The 17,273-nt window shown below is 72.7% G+C and carries 13 protein-coding genes; 5 read left to right on the forward strand and 8 right to left on the reverse strand.

The genetic code is table 11. The features are described 5' to 3' along the window. Positions 1–193 precede the first annotated feature (193 nt). Positions 194–1,639, forward strand: a complete 1,446-nt coding sequence (locus ACFVYR_RS13435; protein WP_384257186.1) for a regulator — start codon at positions 194–196, stop codon at positions 1,637–1,639. A 141-nt stretch (positions 1,640–1,780) separates the two neighbouring features. Here the strand turns inward: ACFVYR_RS13435 and ACFVYR_RS13440 are convergent, their stop codons facing one another. Both ACFVYR_RS13440 and ACFVYR_RS13445 read right to left on the reverse strand, forming a co-directional pair. Then, a complete protein-coding gene (locus tag ACFVYR_RS13440) occupies positions 1,781–3,148 on the reverse strand; it encodes an NAD(P)/FAD-dependent oxidoreductase (RefSeq protein ID WP_384257188.1) in 1,368 nt (455 codons plus the stop codon). A 223-nt stretch (positions 3,149–3,371) separates the two neighbouring features. Continuing rightward, positions 3,372–4,277 carry a TIGR01777 family oxidoreductase gene (locus ACFVYR_RS13445; protein WP_384257189.1) on the reverse strand — a complete coding sequence of 302 codons (906 nt, stop codon included), beginning with the start codon at positions 4,275–4,277 and terminating at the stop codon, positions 3,372–3,374. Between the two features lie 85 nt (positions 4,278–4,362). On the opposite strand from ACFVYR_RS13445, the gene ACFVYR_RS13450 reads away from it, so the two are divergent. From ACFVYR_RS13450 to ACFVYR_RS13460, 3 genes are all read left to right on the forward strand, one after another. After that, on the forward strand, positions 4,363–4,851 hold the full coding sequence (locus ACFVYR_RS13450) for a GNAT family N-acetyltransferase (RefSeq protein ID WP_384257191.1): 489 nt from the start codon (positions 4,363–4,365) through the stop codon (positions 4,849–4,851). A gap of 69 nt (positions 4,852–4,920) precedes the next feature. Further along, positions 4,921–6,132: a PP2C family protein-serine/threonine phosphatase gene (locus tag ACFVYR_RS13455; protein WP_384257194.1), complete on the forward strand. Its 1,212-nt coding sequence runs from the start codon at positions 4,921–4,923 to the stop codon at positions 6,130–6,132. Between the two features lie 271 nt (positions 6,133–6,403). Further along, the gene (locus ACFVYR_RS13460) at positions 6,404–7,189 is read left to right on the forward strand and encodes an SDR family NAD(P)-dependent oxidoreductase (protein WP_384257228.1); all 786 of its coding nucleotides are present in this window, start codon (positions 6,404–6,406) and stop codon (positions 7,187–7,189) included. A 33-nt stretch (positions 7,190–7,222) separates the two neighbouring features. On the opposite strand, the gene ACFVYR_RS13465 is transcribed toward ACFVYR_RS13460, so the two are convergent. Beyond that, positions 7,223–7,744 carry a DUF4240 domain-containing protein gene (locus ACFVYR_RS13465; protein WP_384257230.1) on the reverse strand — a complete coding sequence of 174 codons (522 nt, stop codon included), beginning with the start codon at positions 7,742–7,744 and terminating at the stop codon, positions 7,223–7,225. Positions 7,745–7,878: 134 nt separating this feature from the next. Between ACFVYR_RS13465 and ACFVYR_RS13470 the strand changes: the two genes are divergently transcribed. Continuing rightward, positions 7,879–8,805: an SDR family oxidoreductase gene (locus tag ACFVYR_RS13470; protein WP_384257196.1), complete on the forward strand. Its 927-nt coding sequence runs from the start codon at positions 7,879–7,881 to the stop codon at positions 8,803–8,805. Here the strand turns inward: ACFVYR_RS13470 and ACFVYR_RS13475 are convergent. The 5 genes from ACFVYR_RS13475 to lpdA all read right to left on the reverse strand — a co-directional run bounded on the left by ACFVYR_RS13475 (position 8,796) and on the right by lpdA (position 16,900). After that, on the reverse strand, positions 8,796–9,767 hold the full coding sequence (locus ACFVYR_RS13475) for a helix-turn-helix transcriptional regulator (protein ID WP_384257199.1): 972 nt from the start codon (positions 9,765–9,767) through the stop codon (positions 8,796–8,798). The genes ACFVYR_RS13470 and ACFVYR_RS13475 overlap by 10 nt on opposite strands. A gap of 81 nt (positions 9,768–9,848) precedes the next feature. Further along, positions 9,849–12,554 carry a pyruvate dehydrogenase (acetyl-transferring), homodimeric type gene (aceE, locus tag ACFVYR_RS13480; RefSeq protein ID WP_384257201.1) on the reverse strand — a complete coding sequence of 902 codons (2,706 nt, stop codon included), beginning with the start codon at positions 12,552–12,554 and terminating at the stop codon, positions 9,849–9,851. A 312-nt stretch (positions 12,555–12,866) separates the two neighbouring features. Then, positions 12,867–13,490 carry a GntR family transcriptional regulator gene (locus ACFVYR_RS13485; RefSeq protein ID WP_384257204.1) on the reverse strand — a complete coding sequence of 208 codons (624 nt, stop codon included), beginning with the start codon at positions 13,488–13,490 and terminating at the stop codon, positions 12,867–12,869. Positions 13,491–13,633: 143 nt separating this feature from the next. Next, positions 13,634–15,424 (reverse strand): 2-oxoglutarate dehydrogenase, E2 component, dihydrolipoamide succinyltransferase, encoded by a 1,791-nt coding sequence (gene sucB / locus ACFVYR_RS13490; protein WP_389611792.1) that lies wholly within the window; start codon positions 15,422–15,424, stop codon positions 13,634–13,636. A gap of 87 nt (positions 15,425–15,511) precedes the next feature. After that, positions 15,512–16,900, reverse strand: a complete 1,389-nt coding sequence (lpdA, locus tag ACFVYR_RS13495; RefSeq protein ID WP_384263939.1) for a dihydrolipoyl dehydrogenase — start codon at positions 16,898–16,900, stop codon at positions 15,512–15,514. Between the last annotated feature and the right edge of the window lie 373 nt (positions 16,901–17,273).

Below are 17,273 nucleotides of genomic sequence, written 5' to 3' on the forward strand. Positions count from 1 at the left end.
CCGTGCACATATCGCGCCCCTGCCACTGTACGGGCCCGCTCCTTCGGCAACCTCGGCCCGGGTTCCTCACACGATCGGATGAATGCCGGGGGAAGGTGCGTCCGAGCGCTGTGATGGCCGTTACATTCACGCCGTTCATGAGGCCATAAGGGCTGCTCAAGGCAGACCCGAAAGGCAGGAGACCGCACAGCCGATGACGGAACGACCCCCGCAGCGCACCCCAAACCGCCAGCTAGCCGCGCTCATCTCGGAAGCCGGGTTCTCCAATGCGGGCCTCGCGCGCCGCGTCGACCAGCTCGGTCTTGAGCACGGCCTCGACCTGCGGTACGACAAGACATCGGTGACCCGGTGGCTGCGCGGCCAGCAGCCCAGAGGCACCACACCCGCGCTGATCGCGGAGGTCTTCACCAGACGGCTCGGGCGGCGCCTGTCCGCCCAGGACCTCGGGCTCGACGCGTGCGCACCGGTCTACGCGGGCCTCGAGTTCGCGGCCAGCCCCGAGGAGGCCGTCGACATCGTCGGCGGCCTGTGGCGCAAGGACTCCGGCAGCCACGCCGAGCTGCGGAAGATCGCGTTCACCCCGGCCGGCCTCGTGGTGCCGAGCAGGGACTGGCTGATCGGCCGCGCCGACGAACGCGTGGGGCGCGGGGACATCGACCCGTCCCACGCGCGCGTGCCGCTCCAGGGGCGCCCCGCGGTGCCCCGGCAGCGGCAGGGCCCCGAACGCGGCCCCGGGCAGCGGGTCAGCAGCGGCGACATCGCGGCGCTGCGCTCCGTCGGTGAGCTGTTCCGCGCACTCGACCACGCGTACGGCGGCGGGCACGCGCGGCAGGCGCTGGTCCGCTATCTGGAGCACGAGGCCGAGCCGATGCTGCGCGGGGTCTACGGCGAGCAGGCCGGGCGGCGGCTCTTCGGCGCCGTCGCCGACCTGACCCGCCTCGCGGGCTGGACCTCGTACGACATCGCCGCACACGGCCTCGCCCAGCGGTACTACGTCCAGGCCCTGCGCCTCGCCCAGGCGGCGGGCGACCGGGCGTACGGCTCGTACGTCCTGGTCACGATGAGCCGCCAGGCCGTCTACCTCGGCCATGGACGCGAGGCCGTGCAGCTCGCGCGGGTCGCCCAGCAGGGCGTCGGCTCCGCGGCGCCGCACATCGTGCAGTCCCTGCTGTACGCGGCCGAGGCGCGCGGGCACGGGGTGCTGGGCGAGGTGCGGGCCTGCACGGCGGCCCTGGCGCGGGCCGAGCGCTCACTGGAGGCGGCGCGGCCCGGCGACGAAGTGCCGCACTGGGCGCGGTTCTTCGACGAGGCGCAGCTGGCCGACGAGTTCGGGCACAGCTACCGCGACCTGCAGCAGTACCGGGCCGCCGCCCAGTACGCCGAGCGGTCGCTCCAGCTGCGCGCCCCCGCCTTCGCGCGCTCCCGGCTCTTCTGCCGGGTGGTCCTCGCCACCGCGCGGCTCGGTCTCGGCGAGCTGGAACACGCGTGCCAGCTGGGTGCGGAGGCCGCGCAGGCGGCGGGGGAGATGCGGTCCGCGCGGGCCCACGAGTACGTACGCGACTTCGAGCGCCGCCTTGAGCCGTACCGGGACGCGGGGCCGGTGCGGGGGTACCGCGACAAGGTCGCGGCGCTCGGATGACGTGCCGTCGCGGCGGGAGGGGACCGGCCCCCCCGGGGGTCGGGGAGTGCGGTCGCGGGCGGCCTGGCAGGGGGAAGCCCCCGCGTGGGGGCACGGGGGCTTCCGGGGGAGTTGGTCGACAGGTCGCAGGGGTCGGGCCGGTCAAGCCGCCGTGGGCAGTGCTTCCTGGGCGTACGAGGGGGTGATGCCGAAGTCCGTGAGGGCGGCGTGGGCGGCGCGGCGCCCCGAGTGCAGGGCGCCCTGGACGGTGCTGGTGTCCCGGTGGTCGCCGCAGACGTAGAGCCCCGAGAGCAGGCGCACGGGGCGCCGCGCGTCGTGCGGGGGTGGCATCGCGGGGACGGCCTCGCGGGTGTGGTGGACGGCGAGCGGCTCCCAGCGGTGGGTCGGGGTGCCGTACAGCGCGGCGAGGTGCGTGCGGACGGCGCGCTCGTCCGGCGGCGGTCCGAGGACCGTCGAGGAGACCAGGACGCGGTCGGCGGGCGCACGCGAGGGGTCGACGTGGCTGACGACCGAGGTGTGGGCGACCGGACCCGCACGGTCGGCGTCCAGGAGCAGCGCGGGCCCGTCGAGCGGCGGCTCGGGCGCGGTGTGGTGGAAGACCGTCACCTCGTGGAACGGCGGCACGCGCAGGCCGGGCAGGAGCTCCGCCGCGGCGCGCGCGTCGGTGGCGAGGAGGACGGCGCGGCACGGGAACTCCCCGTGCTCGGCGGTCCCGACGCGGCTCGTCGAGACGGAGGTGACGCGGACACCGGTACGTACGGTGCCCGGCGGCAGGGCGGCGGCGAGGAGGTCGGGCAGGACGTCGGCGCCGCCCTCGGGCAGGCAGAGGCGGCCGCGCGCGAAGGCGTGCAGGGCGAGGTCCGCGCACCGGCTCGACGTGGTCAGGCCGGGGTCGCAGAGCAGCGCGGAGAGCAGCGGGCGCAGGAATCCGTCGATGGTGCGGGCGGGCAGTCCGCGGGCGAAGAGGGCGTCCCTGGCCGGGAGTTCGGGCCGGGTCAGGAGGCGCTCGACGGGTGTCGCGGCGATCCGGGCCAGGGCGGCGCCGAGCCGGGCCTGGTCGAGCGGGCCGCCGAGGGGGGCCGGGCGGGGCGTCGTGCCGGGGGTGGCCCTCGCGGGGGTCAGGGCGGCCCGCGCCGGTCCGAGGGGGGCGCTCGCGAGGGCGCGCGCCGTGGTGAGTGCGCCCCACGCGCTCCGTCCGGGCTTGGGCTCGGCGGCGCGGTGGTGGCGTCCTTCGCTGTGGACCAGGAGGCCGGGGGCGAACGGGCGCAGCACGAGGGAGTCGAGCCCCGGGGTGCGGCGCAGTTCCGGGTACGACGTGGTGAGGAGCTGGCCGATCCGGTCGAGCCGGAACCCGTCGACCTTCTCGGTCGACATCCGGCCGCCGACGTAAGGGGCGGCCTCCAGGACCACGGTCGTTACACCGGCACTGGTCAGCCGATGCGCTGCCGAGAGCCCCGCGGCCCCGGCTCCCACGATGACGACATCCGCATGGTGCGCAGGCTCTGGCACGTGCCCCTCCCGAGGTCGCGCGGCTTGTGAGGGGCTGATGCCCCCGACAGCGCTCTGGAATACCCGAGTTCGGCACGAGGGTAGGAGCGGTTCCGGTCCGCGGCAGTCGCGCACGCACCGGGCACGGTCGCACGCGGGTCGCACACGAGGCGGGCAGGGGGCGGGCAGGGGGGCGTGCGGCGCGGTACGGAGCCCTGCCCCGGTCACCTCACCCCCACCCCGGTCACCGCAGCGCCGCCCGGATCGCCTCCTCGATGCCGGGATACCGGAAGGCGAAGCCGGACTCCAGGAGACGGGTCGGGAGCACCCGCTGGCTGCCGAGGACGTCCCCGGCCATCTCCCCGAGCACCACGCGCAGCGCGGGCGCGGGCGCGGGGAAGAGCGTGGGCCTGCGCAGCACCCGCCCCATCGCGGCCGTCACCTCGCGGTTGGTGAGCGGATCGGGGGCCGTGAGGTTGACCGGGCCCGACAGCGTCCGGGTGTCGATGAGGTGTCGCAGCGCGGCCACCTCGTCGTGCAGGGCGATATAGCTCCAGAACTGCCGGCCGTTGCCCAGGCGGCCCCCGAGCCCCGCCTTGAACAGCGGGAAGAGGCGGCCCCAGGCCCCGCCCTCGCGGCCGATCACGAGGCCGTTGCGGGCGATGACCGTACGGATGCCCGCGTCCCGCGCGGGCGCCGTCGCCTCCTCCCACTCCACGCACAGCGACGGCAGGAACCCGGTCCCCGCGGGGGCGCTCTCGTCCACCGCGCGCCGGCCGGTGTCTCCGTAGTAGCCGATCGCGCTCGCGTTCACGAAGACTCGCGGCGGCTCGTCGAGGGAGGCCGCGGCGGTGGCGAGCGCGGCGGTGCCGAGGACCCTGCTGTCCCGCAGCTCCCGCTTGTACGCGGCCGTCCAGCGGTGGTCGCCGATGCCCGCGCCCGCGAGGTTGACGACGGCGGAGCAGCCGGCGAGCCCGGCCGTGTCCACGTACCCCTCCTTGGGACTCCAGCGCACCTCGTCCCGGCCGCGGGGCGCCCCGCGCACCAGGCGCACCACGGTGTGCCCGTCGGCGGCGAGGGAGCGGGTGAGCGCCGTCCCGATGAGCCCGGAGGAGCCGGCCACGGCGACGCGTGACTGTGTGGTTTCCATGAGTCCCATCCTGCCCCGGCGGGCCCGGACGGCGCCCGCCCCGTGCACCCGACGTGGCGCGTCCCCGCCGCCGTACAGTGGCGCCATGCCGGACATGCACATACGCATCGCACGCCCCGAGGACGACGACGAGCTCGCCCGTCTCGACCGCGCCACCTGGTCCACCCTGCACGCGGTCCAGCCCCGCCCCGAGCCGCCGTACGAGCCGTTCTTCAACGACCGCTTCGGACCCCGCGACCACCTGATCGCCGAGGTGGCGGGACGGATCGTCGGCTACGTGAAGATCGGCTTCCCCACGCCGCTGCTGGTCAACGCGCACGTGCGCCAGATCCAGGGCTTCGTCGTCGCCGAGGAGGTGCGCGGCCGCGGCATCGGAACGCGGCTGATCCGGGCGGCCATGGACGAGGCCCGCCGCCAGGGCGCACGCCGCATCACCCTGCGCGTCCTCGGGCACAACACCCCCGCCCGCAAGCTCTACGAGGCCGAGGGGTTCGTCATCGAGGGCGTGCTGCCCGGCGAGTTCCTGCTGGCAGGCGAGTATGTCGACGACATCCTCATGGGCCGCCCCCTCTGAGCGGGGTGTTCCGCACCCGACGGACCGGCCCGGCGTGCGGGCGCGCCGAGCGCGTAGGAGCGTGAAGAGATGATCAGGGCGGAGGCCAGACGGCGCGAGGCGGAGCAGCGCGACTGGTTGCTGCGCGGGACGCCGCCCCCTCCCTGGGTGCGCTGGCCCCCGCCGCTGCTGCTGCTCGCGATCCTGCTGGTCCAGCTGGTCACCCCCAAGACGATCGACCTGAGCTTCCTGGTCGCGGCCGTCCCGCCGCTGGCCGCCCTCTCGTACGGCCCCGCCGCCACCGCCCTGCTCGGCGGCGTCGTCATCCTGCTGCTCTCCCTCCCGGACCTGGGCCTTGGCCATCCCGGCAACAGTGACCAGCTCACGATCACCTTCATCGCCCTGCTCAGCGTGGCCTTCGCCTGGGTGCGCAGCCGCCGTGAGGCCCAGCTCGTGACGGTCCGCACGGTCGCGGAGGCGGCCCAGTTCGCCGTCCTTCCGCCGCTGCGGGAGTGGGTCGGCAGGGTCCGGTGCGCGGGCCTGTACGAGGCCGCGCAGCACGAGTCGCTGGTCGGCGGCGACTTCTTCGACGTACGCAGGGGACCCCACGGAGTGCGCGCCCTGATCGGCGACGTGCAGGGCCACGGGCTCGCCGCGGTCGGCACGGTCGCCGCGCTGCTCGGCGCGTTCCGCGAGGCGGTCCTCGACAAGCCGGACCTGGTGGGTGTCGCCACCCAGCTCGACCGCAGGCTCGTGGTGGACTCGGCCGGGCAGGAGCACGCGGAGCTGTTCGCGACGGCGGTGCTCCTGGAGTTCCCCGACGACGACTCCGTGGTGCGCGTGGTCTCGTGCGGGCATCCGCCGCCCCTGCTGCTGCGCGGCTCGGAGGTCACCGAGCTCGAGGTGCGTGCCGGCCCGCCGCTCGGCCTCGGCATCGCGGGCCTCGCCCCGCCCGCGGAGCTGACGGTGCCGCTGCTCGCCGGGGACCGGCTGCTCGGTCTGACCGACGGCGTGAGCGAGGCGCGGGACATGGGTGGCGTGTTCTACCCGCTGGTCGACAGGATCGCCGCGATGCTCAAGGCGGACGCGGCGCTCCTTAACGACCCGGGAGGGCTCGTGGAGCGGGTCTGGGCCGACGTGGTCGGCCACGCGGGGCGCGTACGGGACGATGTGACGCTGATGATCTTCGCGCCGGGACCGTGCGCGGGGGCGGAGGGGGAGCAGGAGGGGGAGGGGAAGCGGGAGTCGCGGGCGGGCCGGGAGTCGCGGGCGGAGGGCACCGGGGGCCCGGACGCCGCGTAAGCCTGCCACCGGCCCAGCCCGGTCCACCTCAGCCCGGCCCGACGCACGCGTGGGAGGCCACTCCTCACGCCCTCGCCCGCCTCAGCACTCCCCTCCCGCCCATCAGCTCATCCAGGCACCGTAGTAGGCGTGATTGGTCGATATGGCACAACGTGCCACACAGGCATAACGTGTAACGCGAAAGTGAAGCGCTCGCGCGCGACCGTTGTGAAAGTGGGAGAACACCATGCAGAGCCCCGGACAGCCCCCCATACAGAGCCCCGTGCAGACCCTGAACCGTTACGAGGGGCGCCACGCCCTGGTGACCGGTGGCGGCTCCGGCATCGGCCAGGCGACCGTGCTGCGCATGCTGGCCGAGGGCGGCGCGGTGGTCGCCGCCGACGTCAGCGAGGACGGCCTGAAGGACACCGTGGTGAAGGCGGGCGACGGCGCGGCACGTCTGACCACCCTCGTCGTGAACATCGCCGACGAGGCCTCGGTCCGCGCGGGCGTCGCGGCGGCCACCGCCGCGCTCGGCGGCCTTGACGTCCTGGTGAACGCGGCGGGCATCCTGCGCTCCTCGCACACCCACGAGACGACCCTTGACGCCTTCAACCAGGTCATCGCCGTCAACCTCACCGGCACGTTCCTGATGATCCGCGAGGCGATCCCGGCGCTCCTCGAAGGCGAAGGACCCGCCGTCGTCAACTTCAGCTCCACCTCGGCGATGTTCGCCCACCCGTACATGGCGGCGTACGCGGCCAGCAAGGGCGGCATCCAGTCCATGACGCACGCGCTGGCCGGCGAGTACGGCAAGCAGGGCATCCGTTTCACCGCCGTGCAGCCCGGCTCCATCTCGTCCGGCATGACCGACGGCTCCGGCGCCAGCAGGCAGAGCGTCGGCCCCGGCCTGCCCGAGGACGCCGACATGAGCCTCTTCGTGAAGCTCGCGCCCGCGCTCGGCCAGGGCTTCGCGGGTCCCGAGACCGTCGCCTCGGTCGTCGCGATGCTCGCCTCGCAGGACGGCCGCTTCATCACCGGCACGGAGGTACGCGTCGACGGCGGCACCCACTTCTGAGAGCCCGGCCGCCCCAAAGAATCAGTCCTGGAATCAGTCCGCCATGAAGCGGTCCCACAGCTTCGGGTAGCGCTGCGCGAGCGCCGCCTCGTCCTCGAAGTCGACCGGCGTGCCCTCCGGCTCCGGCGGGGCCGGCGCGATCCCGAGCTCGGGGGCGACGTCCCCGGTGAGCTGCTCGTACGCCTCGTCCGCCGCGTAGCCGAGCTCCTCGCCGTCCCCGTCGAACTCCTCGTCGAAGTCGTCGAGGAGTTCGGCGAGCGCGTCCGGATCGTGCACCGCGCCCTCGAAGACCTCCCGGCCCTGGCCGATCAGCCAGCAGCGGAAGTAGTCGAAGGCGTCGTCGCTCGCGCCGCCGAGCAGCACCGATGCCGCGCCCCAGAGGTCCCAGCGGTAGGCGCGGTTGTAGCGGGCCTCGAAGTGACGGGCGAAGTCGAGGACGGCGTCCGGGTCGGACCCCACCAGTCTTTCGACGAGCAGCTCGGCGTGGTCCTCGGGGTCGCCGTCGGCGGCCTCGCGGGTGCTGTCCACGATCTCCCAGAACTCCGTCTCGTCCATCACGGGTCCAGCATCGGTCCTGGAGAGTGGGGGCGCACGCGGAGTGCGCCGGAATGCGGCTGTCTCGTTATCCGCGCACATGCCCGTGGAAAAGGCGACAGGCGTTGTCGGGTTTTGGTGGAAGCCTCAAGGACATGGAGACCACGCAGAACCTGAACGGAAAGATCGCCCTCGTCGCGGGCGCCACCCGCGGCGCGGGCCGCGCCATGGCCGTGGAGCTCGGCCGCGCGGGAGCCACCGTGTACGTGACGGGCCGCACCACGCGCGAGCACATCAGCGAGACCGGCCGCGCCACCGAGACCATCGAGGAGACCGCCGAACTGGTCGACGCCGCCGGCGGCAAGGGCATCGCCGTGCCCACCGACCACCTGGAGCCCGAGCAGGTCCGGGCCCTCGTCGAGCGCATCGACCGCGAGCAGGGCCGCCTGGACATCCTCGTCAACGACATCTGGGGCGGCGACGCCCACGTCGAGTGGGACAAGAAGATGTGGGAGCACGACCTCGACAAGGGGCTGCGCATCCTGCGCCTCGGCATCGAGACCCACATCGTCACCAGCCACCACGCGCTGCCGCTGCTCACCAGGAACCCCGGCGGCCTCGTCGTCGAGGTCACCGACGGCACCGCCGAGTACAACGGCGCCAACTACCGCAAGCCCTTCTACTACGACCTCGCCAAGGCGGCCCCGTTGCGGATGGCGCGCGGCCTCGCCGAGGAGCTCGCGGAGTACGGCTGCACGGCGCTCTGCCTGACCCCCGGCTGGCTGCGCTCCGAGGCCATGCTCGACACCCACTTCAAGGTGACCGAGGAGAACTGGCTCGCGGGCACCGCGCAGAACCCGCACTTCGCGATCTCCGAGACGCCCGCGTTCGTGGGCCGCGCACTCGTCGCCCTCGCGAGCGACCCCGACGTGGCGCGCCACAACGGCGCCTCCCTCTCCAGCGGCGGACTCGCCAAGGAGTACGGCTTCACCGACGTCGACGGTTCGGCGCCGGACGCCTGGCGGTACCTGACGGAGGTCGACCAGGAGAGCGGGACCGCGGACGTCACCGGCTACCGGTAGAGCGCGGCCGCCCTGGCGGTGGCCTCCGCGAAGCGTGCGCGCAGACTCGGCGGCCCCAGGACCTCCGCCTCCGGGCCGAGGGCCAGGAGCTGCGCGTACGCCACGTCCTCGTTCTCGACGGGCAGCGTGACCGTCACCCGGCCCGCCGCGTCCGGCTCGCCCGCCGTCCCCATCGCCTCCCGTGCGACGGCGCGGTCGGTGGCGTACGGCAGCTGACGCACGCCCGCCTCCGAGAGCCGCACCACGGCCTCGGACCGCAGGATCGCCCGCGCGAACTGCTCGGCCCGCTCCTCCCAGAACCCCGGCAGGTCGAACTCCTCGTCCCGCGCGAACCGCTCGTCGCCCGCATCGACCGCGGTGAACCGGTCGACGCGGTACACGCGGAACACCCCCGATTCGGGCACCCGCGCGCACAGATACCAGACCCCGGCCTTCAGCACGAGCCCGTACGGTTCCAGCTCCCGCTCCACCTCGGCCTCCTGGCGGCGGTAGCGGGCGCTCAGCCGCCGGTCGTCCCAGACCGCGTCCGCCACGGCGGGCAGCAGCTCGGGGGCGGGCGTCTCCCTGAACCAGCCCGGCGCGTCCAGATGGAACCGTTGCGACGCGTTCTGCGAGGCGTCCCGCAGCGACGGCATGAGCGCCGCCGACACCTTCAGGCGGGCCGCCGACGCCGCGTCCGCGAGCCCCATCTCCCGCAGCGCGCCCGGCACCCCGGACAGGAACAGCGCCTCCGCCTCGCTGCGGCCGAGCCCCGTGAGGCGGGTGCGGTAACCGCCGACCAGCCGGTATCCGCCGGTGCGGCCCCGGTCGGCGTATACGGGAACGCCCGCCTCGGACAGCGCCTGCGCGTCGCGCGTGATCGTCCGCTCGGACACCTCAAGCTCCTCTGCCAGTTCGGCGGCGGTCATGGAGGGCCGGGCCTGGAGCAGCAGGACCATCTTGATGAGGCGGGCGGCGCGCATGGCTCCATGATGCCGCCGCCGACATACGGATGCGGCCCCCGCCGTCAGGCAGGGGCCGCACCCATACGTCGAGCCGAGGGGCTACAGGCCGTACTTGGCCCGCGCCTCCTTCACCGCGGAGGCCGGCACCTCGCCACGCCGGGCGAGCTGCGCAAGGGCCGCGACGAGGATCGACTCCGCGTCGATGCCGAAGTGGCGGCGCGCGGCGTCACGCGTGTCGGACAGACCGAAGCCGTCCGCGCCGAGCGAGGAGTAGTCCTGCTCGACCCACTGCGCGATCTGGTCGGGAACCTGGCGCATGTAGTCGGAGACCGCGAGCACCGGACCCTGCGCACCCTCAAGTGCCGTACGGATGAACGGAGTCCGCTCCTCGCCGCGCAGGATGGCCTCGTCCGCCTCCAGCGCGTCGCGGCGCAGCTCGGTCCAGGACGTCGCGGACCACACGTCGGCGGCCACGCCCCACTCCTCGGCGAGCAGCTGCTGCGCCCTGAGCGTCCAGTGGATGGCCGTGCCCGAGCCGAGCAGCTGGATGCGCGCGGCGTTGGCCGCCGGGGAGAGTCCCGCCGACTCGGCCGTGTTGAAGCGGTACAGGCCGCGCACGATGCCCTCGTCGACGCCCGCGGGCTTCGCGGGCTGCGGCATCGGCTCGTTGTAGACGGTGAGGTAGTAGAAGACGTTCTGGTCCTCACCGGGGGCCGCCTCGCCGTACATGCGGCGCAGACCGTCCTTGACGATCGCGGCGATCTCGTACGCGAACGCCGGGTCGTAGGAGAGCGCGGCCGGGTTCGTCGCGGCGATCACCGGCGAGTGACCGTCGGCGTGCTGGAGGCCCTCACCCGTCAGCGTCGTACGACCGGCGGTGGCGCCGACGAGGAAGCCGCGGCCGAGCTGGTCGCCGAGCTGCCACATCTGGTCGGCGGTGCGCTGCCAGCCGAACATCGAGTAGAAGATGTAGAAGGGGATCATCGCTTCGCCGTGCGTGGCGTACGCGGTGGACGCGGCGATGAAGTCCGCCATGGAGCCGGCCTCGGTGATCCCCTCGTTGAGGATCTGGCCGTCCTTGGCTTCCTTGTAGTACATCAGCTGGTCGCGGTCGACCGGCTCGTACGTCTGGCCCTTCGGCGAGTAGATGCCGAGGGAGGGGAAGAGCGACTCCATGCCGAAGGTGCGTGCCTCGTCGGGGACGATCGGCACCCAGCGCTTGCCGGTCTGCTTGTCGCGTACGAGGTCCTTGACCAGGCGTACGAACGCCATGGTCGTCGCCACCGACTGCGAGCCCGAGCCCTTGTCGAAGGAGGCGAAGGTTTTGTCCGCGGCGGCGGGCAGCGGCGCGAGCGGCTGCGTGCGGCGGGCCGGGGCCGGGCCGCCGAGGGCCGCGCGGCGCTCCTGGAGGTAGCGGACCTCGGGGGAGTCGGCGCCGGGGTGGCCGTAGGGCACCTGGCCGTCGACGAACGCGCTGTCAGGGATCGGCAGACCGAGCAGGTCGCGCATGTCCTTGAACTCGTCCACCGTCAGCTTCTTCATCTGGTGGTTGGCGTTCTTGGACTCGAAGCCCTTGCCGAGCGTGAAGCCCTTGACCGTCTGCGCGAGGATCACGGTCGGCGCGCCCTTGTGGGTGAGCGCCGCACGGTAGGCCGCGTAGACCTTGCGGGCCTCGTGGCCGCCGCGCGAGAGGTGGAAGCACTCGCTGATCTTGTCGTCGCTCAGCAGCTTGCCCAGCTCGACGAGGGCGGGCTCGGAGCCGAAGAAGTGCTCGCGGATGTAGGCGGCGTCGCGCGTCGCGTACGTCTGGAACTGCGCGTCCGGCACCTCGCGCAGGCGACGGACCAGGGCGCCGGTGGTGTCGAGCTGGAACAGCTCGTCCCAGGCGTTGCCCCACAGGACCTTGATGACGTTCCAGCCGGCGCCGCGGAACTGGGCCTCCAGCTCCTGCACCACGCGGAAGTTGGCGCGGACCGGGCCGTCGAGGCGCTGCAGGTTGCAGTTGATGACGTACGTGAGGTTGTCGAGCCCCTCACGCGCGGCCAGTGCGAGGGCCGCCGTCGACTCGGGCTCGTCCATCTCGCCGTCACCGAGGAACGCCCACACGTGCGAGGCGGAGACGTCCTTGATGCCGCGGTTGGTGAGGTACCGGTTGAAGCGCGCCTGGTAGATGGCGGAGAGCGGGCCCAGACCCATCGAGACGGTCGGGAACTCCCACAGCCAGGGCAGGCGGCGCGGGTGCGGGTAGGAGGGCAGGCCGTTGCCGCCCGCTTCCTGGCGGAAGTTGTCGAGCTGCGCCTCGTTCAGGCGGCCGTCGAGGAAGGCGCGGGCGTAGATGCCGGGGGAGGCGTGGCCCTGGATGTAGAGCTGGTCACCGGAGCCGGGAGCCTCCTGGGATTCCTTGCCCTTGAAGAAGTGGTTGAAGCCCGTCTCGTACAGCCAGGCCGCGGACGCGAAGGTCGCGATGTGGCCGCCGACGCCGTGCTTGGAACCCCGGGTGACCATCGCAGCCGCGTTCCAGCGGTTCCACGCGGTGATCTTCCGCTCCATCTCCTCGTCGCCGTCGATGGCCGGCTCGGCGGAGGTGGGGATCGTGTTGACGTAATCAGTCTCGAGCAGCTTGGGCAGCGCCAGGCCCGCGCCCTCGGCGCGCTCCAGCGTGCGGCGCATCAGGTATGCGGCACGGTGCGGCCCGGCCGCCTGAGTAACGGCGTCCAGGGAGGCCTGCCATTCGGCGGTCTCCTCGGGGTCGCGGTCCGGGAGCTGGTCGAGCTCGCTCGGCTGGATTGCGGAGGGGTCGGTCATGTCGCCGCCTTCCTGAGTCGGAGGGGGTCCCCTGTTCGGTAAGGGGTGGGGGTGCCCGGTGTCTTGGCAGGACAGGGCGTGCGGCTCTGGTGCGGAATCGTTTGTGTGACTGCGCCACAGGGCCGTCGACGACTGTAAGCCCGTGATCGATGATCGATCAAAGCGTTGAGGGAAAAACTTCTCCAGATCGCGCAAGTCGGCATCCGGTGCCATCAAAACGGGCACGCGGTGCCTTCGATTTGAAGGGTTTATGCAGGTGAGGGCAGGTCCGAGGGCACGTCTGCGGACCGTACGGCACGGATGAGCGCCCCTTCAGGCGCGCGGCGCGCAGCCGAGGACGTGCGCCTTGACCAGCTCCGCGATGGCGGGGTCGCGGCGGCGGAAGGCGGAGACGAGGGCCTCGTGCTCCTCCGCGTACGACTGCTGGACCGTGCCCAGCCAGCGGATGGAGAGCGCCGTGAAGACCTCGATGCCGAGCCCCTCCCAGGTGTGCAGGAGGACGGAATTGTCCGCGGCCCGCACCAGCTCCCGGTGGAAGGCGACGGTGTGCCGCACCTGCGCGGTGCCGTCCGCGGCCCGGTCCGCCTCGTAGAGGGCCGCCACATGGGGCTCAAGGGCCGTGCAGTCCTCGGCGAGACGCGCGGACGCCAGCTCGGCGGCGATCGCCTCGAGACCGGCCCGCACGGGGTAGCTCTCCTCCAGATCGGCGGCCGAGAGATTGCGAACGCGTACGCCCTTGTTGGGCGCCGACTCGATCAGCCGCAGCGTCTCGAGCTCCCGCAGCGCCTCCCGCACCGGGGTCTGCGAGACCTCCAGCTCCACGGCGATCCGGCGCTCCACGATGCGCTCGCCCGGCTTCCAGCGCCCGCTGACGATCCCCTCCACGATGTGCTCGCGGATCTGTTCGCGCAACGAGTGAACAACGGGCGCGGTCATGTGAGCTCCTCCGGCAGGGGCTGGCAGGTCCCCAGGGCGTAGTGACCCCTAGACAATACGGCGACGCCCCCGTCCGGAAACCTCCGGACGGGGGCGTACGCGCTGATGAGACGAGTGTTACAGACGCCAGGGGGCGGCCGTCACTACAGGCCGAGCTCGACCTCGAACTCGCCCGCCTCCAGGATCGCCTTGACCGCGGTCAGGTAACGGGCGGCGTCCGCGCCGTCCACCAGACGGTGGTCGTAGGAGAGCGACAGGTACGTCATGTCCCGCACCGCGATGGTCTCGCCGAGGTCGGGGTGGTTGATGACGACCGGGCGCTTGACCGTGGCACCGATGCCGAGGATCGCGGCCTGGTTCGGCGGCACGATGACCGTGTCGAACAGGGCGCCGCGCGAACCGGTGTTGGAGATCGTGAAGGTGGCGCCGGACATGTCGTCCGGGGTGAGGCCACCGCCACGGGCCTTGCCGGCCAGCTCGGCGGTCTTCTTCGAGATGCCCGCGATGTTCAGGTCGCCCGCGCCCTTGATGACCGGCGTCATCAGACCCTTCTCGGCGTCCACGGCGATGCCGATGTTCTCCGAGTCGAAGTACGTGATGGTGCCTTCGTCGTCGTTGATCCGGGCGTTGATGACCGGGTGGGCCTTCAGCGCCTGGGCGGCGGCCTTGACGAAGAACGGCATCGGCGAGAGCTTGACGCCCTCGCGGGCCGCGAAGGAGTCCTTCGCCTTGGCGCGCAGCTTCATCAGCTTGGTGATGTCGACCTCGACGACCGAGGTCAGCTGGGCCTGCGAGTGCAGGGCCTTCATCATGTTGTCGCCGATGACCTTGCGCATGCGGGTCATCTTGACCGTCTGGCCGCGCAGCGGGGAGGCCTCCAGGGCCGGAGCCTTGGACGCGGCGGCCGGAGCTGCGGCGGCCGGGGCCGGGGCGGACTTCTTGGCCTCGGCGGCGGCGATGACGTCCTGCTTGCGGATACGACCGCCGACGCCGGAACCCTTGACCTCGGAGAGGTTCACACCGTTCTCGGACGCGAGCTTACGGACCAGCGGGGTCACATAGGCGCCGTCGTCGGCCGGGGTGGCCTGCGCCGGGGCGGCCGGGGCGGCCGGGGCGGCGGGAGCCGGCTGGGCCGGGGCCGCGGGCTGCGCCGGAGCCGGGGCGGCAGCGGCGGGCTTGGCCGGGGCGGCGGGAGCGGCGGCCGGAGCGGCGGGCTGCGCGGGGGCCGGGGCGGCCTCCTGCTTCGGCGCCTCCTGCTTGGGGGCCTCCTGCGCGGGGGCGGCCGGGGCCTCCTCCTTGGCCGGGGCCGGAGCGGCACCGGGCGCACCGATGACGGCGAGCTTGGCGCCGACCTCGGCGGTCTCGTCCTCGCCCACGACGATCTCGAGCAGCACGCCCGCGGCCGGGGAGGGGATCTCGGTGTCGACCTTGTCCGTCGAGACCTCCAGGAGGGGCTCGTCGGCCGCGACCTCCTCGCCGACCTCCTTCAGCCAGCGGGTGACGGTGCCCTCGGTGACGGACTCACCGAGCGCGGGCAGGGTGACGTCGGTGCCCTCGGCGGAACCGCCGGAGGACGGGGCGGGGGCGGCGGGCGCCTCGGCCTGGGCGGGGGCCTCCTGCTGCGGGGCCTCCTCCTGGGCGGGGGCGGCCGGGGCCTCCTCCTGGGCCGGGGCGGCCGAGCCGCCCGCGTCGCCCGAGCCGTCGTCGATGACGGCGAGCTCGGCGCCGACCTCGACGGTCTCGTCCTCGGCGACCTTGATGGAGGCCAGGATGCCGGCGGCCGGGGAGGGGATCTCGGTGTCGACCTTGTCGGTCGAGACCTCGAGCAGCGGCTCGTCGGCCTCGACGCGCTCGCCCTCGGCCTTCAGCCAACGGGTGACAGTGCCCTCGGTGACGCTCTCGCCGAGCGCCGGAAGGGATACGGAAACCGCCATGGTTTCAGTTGCTCCTTACGAAAATGGGGTCTCCCCTGCTCGAGCGAAGCCGAGAGCTTGGGGAAGGAAGTCTGGGTCGCGACAGGGTCAGTCGTGGGAGTGCAGCGGCTTGCCCGCAAGGGCCAGGTGGGCCTCGCCGAGCGCTTCGTTCTGCGTCGGGTGGGCGTGGATGAGCTGGGCGACCTCGGCCGGCAGCGCTTCCCAGTTGTAGATCAGCTGGGCCTCGCCGACCTGCTCGCCCATGCGGTCGCCCACCATGTGGACGCCCACGACGGCGCCGTCCTTGACCTGGACGAGCTTGATCTCGCCCGCGGTCTTCAGGATCTTGCTCTTGCCGTTGCCCGCGAGGTTGTACTTCAGGGCGACGACCTTGTCCGCGCCGTAGATCTCCTTGGCCTTGGCCTCGGTGATGCCCACGGAGGCGACCTCGGGGTGGCAGTACGTCACCCGGGGCACGCCGTCGTAGTCGACCGGGACGGGCTTCTGACCGGCCAGGCGCTCCGCCACCAGCATGCCCTCGGCGAAGCCGACGTGCGCGAGCTGGAGGGTCGGCACCAGGTCGCCCACGGCCGAGATCGTCGGGACGTTGGTCTGCATGTACTCGTCGACGAGGACGTAGCCGCGGTCCATCGCGACGCCCTGCTCCTCGTAGCCGAGGCCCTGCGAGACCGGGCCGCGGCCGATGGCGACCAGGAGGACCTCGGCCTCGAAGGTCTTGCCGTCGGCGAGCGTCACGCGGACGCCGTCCTGCGTGTACTCGGCCTTGTCGAAGAACGTGCCGAGGTTGAACTTGATGCCGCGCTTGCGGAACGCGCGCTCAAGGAGCTTGGAGCTGTTCTCGTCCTCCACGGGCACGAGGTGCTTCAGGCCCTCGATGACCGTGACGTCGGCCCCGAAGGACTTCCACGCCGAGGCGAACTCGACGCCGATGACGCCGCCGCCCAGGATGATCGCGGACTTCGGTACGCGGTCCAGGGTCAGGCCGTGGTCCGAGGAGATGATGCGGTTGCCGTCGATCTCCAGGCCCGGCAGCGACTTCGGCACGGAGCCGGTCGCGAGGAGCACGTGGCGGCCCTGGACACGCTGACCGTTCACGTCCACCGAGGTCGGCGACGAGAGCTTGCCCTCACCCTCGATGTACGTCACCTTGCGGGAGGCCACGAGGCCCTGCAGGCCCTTGTAGAGGCCCGAGATCACGTCGTCCTTGTACTTGTGGACGGCCGCCATGTCGATGCCCTCGAAGGTGGCCTTCACGCCGAACTGGTCGGCCTCGCGCGCCTGGTCGGCGATCTCGCCGGCGTGCAGCAGCGCCTTCGTGGGGATGCAGCCGTTGTGCAGGCAGGTGCCGCCGAGCTTGTTCTTCTCGATCAGGGCGACGTCCAGGCCCAGCTGCGCTCCGCGCAGCGCCGCGGCGTAACCGCCGCTACCGCCGCCGAGGATCACTAGGTCGAAAACGGTGCTGGCGTCGTTCGCCACGTCACGTCCTCCATGCATGTGCGCCGTACGCCGGACCCCTTTTCGCGGGGGACGACCGGTCGGTCGGCTGGTATTCGGCCGCTCTTGTTTCGGCCCTGTGGTGGGGGCCCTGTCCTGCCGAGAACCCATCTTCGCACTTGTCGGCGGGAGACGGGACGCCGGGCCGGGCTGTGAGACGTCTGATACGCCGTCCCGACGGGTTACCGCCGCGTTCACGCGTACGGATTTCGTCGAGGGCGAAACCGGGCGGGGGGGGGGGGCGCCCGCCCCGCCCGCGGCCCCCCCGCCCCCCCGCCGGGAGCCCCAGCCGCCCCCCCCCGCGGGGGGGGGGGGGGGGGGCCCAGGGGGGGGGGCCGGGCCCGGGGGCGCCCCG

The organism is Streptomyces sp. NPDC058284 (assembly GCF_042881135.1).
GTDB lineage: Bacteria > Actinomycetota > Actinomycetes > Streptomycetales > Streptomycetaceae > Streptomyces.

What these genes read in the sequence shown, in the direction of transcription:
- ACFVYR_RS13435 (WP_384257186.1), top strand. Translation starts at nt 194, where the DNA reads ATGACGGAACGACCCCCGCAGCGCACCCCAAACCGCCAGCTAGCCGCG.
- ACFVYR_RS13445 (WP_384257189.1), bottom strand. Translation starts at nt 4,277, where the DNA reads ATGGAAACCACACAGTCACGCGTCGCCGTGGCCGGCTCCTCCGGGCTC.
- ACFVYR_RS13450 (WP_384257191.1), top strand. Translation starts at nt 4,363, where the DNA reads ATGCCGGACATGCACATACGCATCGCACGCCCCGAGGACGACGACGAG.
- ACFVYR_RS13455 (WP_384257194.1), top strand. Translation starts at nt 4,921, where the DNA reads ATGATCAGGGCGGAGGCCAGACGGCGCGAGGCGGAGCAGCGCGACTGG.
- ACFVYR_RS13465 (WP_384257230.1), bottom strand. Translation starts at nt 7,744, where the DNA reads ATGGACGAGACGGAGTTCTGGGAGATCGTGGACAGCACCCGCGAGGCC.
- ACFVYR_RS13470 (WP_384257196.1), top strand. Translation starts at nt 7,879, where the DNA reads ATGGAGACCACGCAGAACCTGAACGGAAAGATCGCCCTCGTCGCGGGC.
- ACFVYR_RS13475 (WP_384257199.1), bottom strand. Translation starts at nt 9,767, where the DNA reads ATGCGCGCCGCCCGCCTCATCAAGATGGTCCTGCTGCTCCAGGCCCGG.
- aceE (WP_384257201.1), bottom strand. Translation starts at nt 12,554, where the DNA reads ATGACCGACCCCTCCGCAATCCAGCCGAGCGAGCTCGACCAGCTCCCG.
- ACFVYR_RS13485 (WP_384257204.1), bottom strand. Translation starts at nt 13,490, where the DNA reads ATGACCGCGCCCGTTGTTCACTCGTTGCGCGAACAGATCCGCGAGCAC.
- sucB (WP_389611792.1), bottom strand. Translation starts at nt 15,424, where the DNA reads ATGGCGGTTTCCGTATCCCTTCCGGCGCTCGGCGAGAGCGTCACCGAG.